Raw genomic sequence first — 3,586 nt, 5'->3', positions numbered from 1 at the left:
TGGAACGGGTGGACGTCGTCCAGCCCGCGCTGTGGGCCATGATGGTCTCCCTGGCCGCCCTCTGGCAGGCGCACGGCGTCGAACCGGCCGCCGTGCTGGGCCACTCGCAGGGCGAGATCGCCGCCGCCTGTGTGGCGGGGGCGCTCTCCCTGGACGACGCGGCGATGGTGGTCGCCCTGCGCAGCCGGGCCATCGTCTCCCTCGCGGGAACCGGCGGCATGGTGTCCGTCGCGCTGCCCGCCCAGGAACTGCGCCCGCGCCTGGAGACCTGGGGCGACCGGCTCTCGATCGCCGCGGTGAACGGTCCGCGCTCGGTCGTGGTGTCCGGCACCCCGGAGGCCCTGAACGAGCTGATGGACGCCTGCGCCGCCGACGACATACGCACGCGCCGGGTTCCGGTGGACTACGCGTCGCACTCCGCACACGTCGAGTCCATCAGGGACCGACTCCTCGCGGAACTGACGGACCTCTCGCCCCGGACGCCCGGCGTCACGTTCGCGTCGACCGTCGCCGGGGGCACCTCCCCGGAGGTCCTGGACGCCGAGTACTGGTACCGGAACCTGCGCAGCACCGTGGAGTTCGACGCGGCCACCCGCGACCTGCTGCGCCAGGGCCACGGCATCTTCATCGAGGTGAGTGCCCATCCCGTGCTCACCGTGGCGATGCAGGAGAGCTTCGAGGCGGAAGGCGTCGAGGCGATAGCGGTTCCCACACTGCGGCGGGGCGAGGGCGGCGCCGGCCGGTTCCTGCTGTCGGCCGCGGAGGGAAGCGTGCGCGGACTCGACGTGCACTGGCCCGTGCTGTTCGAGGGCCGTGGCGCCCGTACGGTCGATCTGCCCCCGTACGCCTTCCAGCGTGAACGCTACTGGCTGGAACCGGCCGAGGACACCCACGACGTCGCGTCGGCGGGGCTCTCGGCAACCGGCCATCCGCTGCTGGGCGCGACGGTCGAACTCGCGGGCAGCGACAGTCTGGTGCTCACCGGAAGACTGTCGCTCGACAGCCACCCGTGGCTGGCCGATCACGCCGTGCGCGACACCGTCCTGCTGCCCGGCACGGCCTTCGTCGAACTCGCGGTCGCGGCCGGCCGGTACGTGGACTGCGCGGTCGTCGAGGAACTGACCCTGGAGACTCCGCTCACGCTGTCCGAACGCGAGGCCGTACGGGTCCAGTTGGTCGTGGAGGCGCCCGACGGAAACGGCACCCGGCCGGTCTTCGTGCACTCCCGCCCCGAAGACGGACCTGACGAGGGAGGCGAGACGTGGACCCGGCACGCCGCCGGACGGCTGAAGGCCGAAGCACAGGCGGTCCGGGCCCCCGGCCACGAGGGAGCATGGCCGCCCGCCGGGGCGCACGCCGTCTCTCTGGACGACGCGTACCGGCGGCTCGCGGAACAGGGCTACGCATACGGTCCCGTCTTCCAGGGGCTGCGGGCCGCCTGGCAGGAAGGCGAGCACGTCTACGCTGAAGTAGCTCTTGACCTGGGCGAACAGTCCGACGCGGCCCGCTTCGCCCTGCACCCCGCACTGCTCGACGCGGCCCTTCATCCCCTGGTGCTCGGACTGCTCGGCGAACGCGAGCCGGGCCTGCTCCCGTTCTCCTGGAACGAGGTCTCCCTGCACGCCGCCGGCGCGTCGACGGCGCGCGTACGTCTCTCGTCGGCCGGCTCCGGAGGCGTCTCGCTCACCGTGTACGACTCGTCCGGCACGGTTGTCGCCGAGGTCGGGTCGCTGCTGCTGCGGCCCCTGGCACCCGAGCGGCTGGGGTCGGCCGGCGCCCCCGCCGAACAGGCGTTGTTCGGTGTCGGCTGGATCCCCGCCGACGGTGCGCAGCCCCTCCCCGAGCGGCGCGGCTGGGGGATCATCGGGACCGACGGGCACGGTCTCGGCACCCCGGTGCCGGACCCGGCAGCAGAGGCAGCGGTTCCCGAGGTGATGATCCTCCCTGCCGCCCTGCCCGGACATCCGGACGTCGGCACGGTGCCCACCGCGATACGGGACCTGGCGGGCGGTGTGCTGAGCACGGTGCGGAGCTGGCTGGCCGACGACCGCCGTGCCGCGTCGACACTGGTCGTGCTGACCCGGGGCGCGGTGGCGGTCACCGATCCGGCCGAGGTCACCGATCCGGCGGCGGCAGCCGTCTGGGGCATGGTGCGTACCGCGCAGACCGAACACCCCGGTCGTCTGGTCCTGCTGGACGCCGACACCTGGCAGCCGCGCTCCGTCGCCGCGGCTCTGGCGACCGGAGAGCCCCAGACCGCCGTCCGCGGCGGCCGCGCCTTCGTCCCCCGGCTCAAGCGGAGTGTCCCGTCCGTAGCGGAGCACGTACCCGGGCTCGGCGCGGACGGCACGGTGCTGATCACCGGAGGCACCGGTACGCTCGGCAGCCTGCTGGCCCGCCACGTGGTCACCACACACGGCGTCAGTGACCTGCTGCTGGCCGGACGGCGAGGACCGGAGGCCGACGGTGCGTCGGAACTCGCCGCCGAACTCACCGAGTTGGGCTGCCGTACCACCATTGTGTCGTGCGATGTCGCGGTGCGTGAGGATGTCGCCCGGCTGCTCTCCCGGGTCGATCCGGATCGTCCGCTGTCGGCGGTGATCCATGCGGCGGGGGTGCTGGACGACGGCACGGTGGAATCGCTGTCCGCGGAGCGGCTGGACGCCGTGCTGCGGCCCAAGGCCGACGCGGCCTGGCACCTGCACGAACTCACCGAGGACATGGACCTGTCGGCCTTCGTCCTCTTCTCCTCCGTCGCCGGCACCCTCGGCACCGCGGGACAGGCCAACTACGCCGCCGCCAACACGGCTGTCGAAGCGCTCGCCGCCCACAGGCGCGCGGCCGGACTTCCCGCCACGGCCCTCGCGTGGGGTCTGTGGGCCGACGGCAGCGGCATGACCGGCCATCTCGACGGGGCCGATCTGGCCAGGATGGGCAGGACCGGACTCGTCCCGATGACGGCCGAGTTCGCGCTCGCCCTGTTCGACGCCGCTCTCGCGGCCGACGCCGTGGTGTCCGTACCCGCCCGTCTGGACCTGGCCGCGCTGCGCTCCCGGGCCGCCGAGGACGATCTGCCCGCCATCCTGCGCGGCGTGGTGCGGATCCCGGCCCGACGGGGCCCGCTCACCCCGTCCGTTGACGACGGCACCGAACTCGTCCGGCGGCTCCACACGCTCCCCGCGGACCAGCAGCGCGACACCCTGAGGGAGCTGGTGCGGGCCACCGCCGCCGTGGTGCTGAACCACCGGGGAGCCGAGGCCGTCGATCCGGGGCGCGCGTTCAAGGAACTCGGCTTCGACTCGCTGACCGCCGTCGAACTGCGCAACCGGCTGGCCGCCGCCACCGAGACACGGCTGCCCGCCACCGCGGTGTTCGACCACCCGACACCGGACGCGCTCGCCGCGTACCTCCACGGTGAACTGCTCGGCACCGCCGGGAACGTGGCGTCGACGGTCACCGCGGCGACCGCACTCGACGACGATCCCGTCTGCATCGTCGGTATGGCGTGCCGTTATCCGGGGGGTGTGCGTGATCCGGAGGGGTTGTGGCGGCTGGTGGAGTCGGAGGCGGATGCCATCGGTGGTTT

The 3,586-nt window shown here is 73.1% G+C and carries 1 protein-coding gene; it reads left to right on the top strand.

The window, feature by feature from the left end:
• Positions 1-3,586: SDR family NAD(P)-dependent oxidoreductase (locus ACF1CT_RS37320; RefSeq protein WP_391788484.1), on the top strand; the 3,586-nt coding region annotated here is incomplete at both ends.

The sequence above is a fragment of the Streptomyces sp. NPDC014734 genome (genome assembly GCF_043083325.1).
In the GTDB taxonomy this organism is placed as follows: Bacteria; Actinomycetota; Actinomycetes; order Streptomycetales; family Streptomycetaceae; genus Streptomyces.
This window is presented reverse-complemented; position numbering and strand designations above follow the sequence as displayed.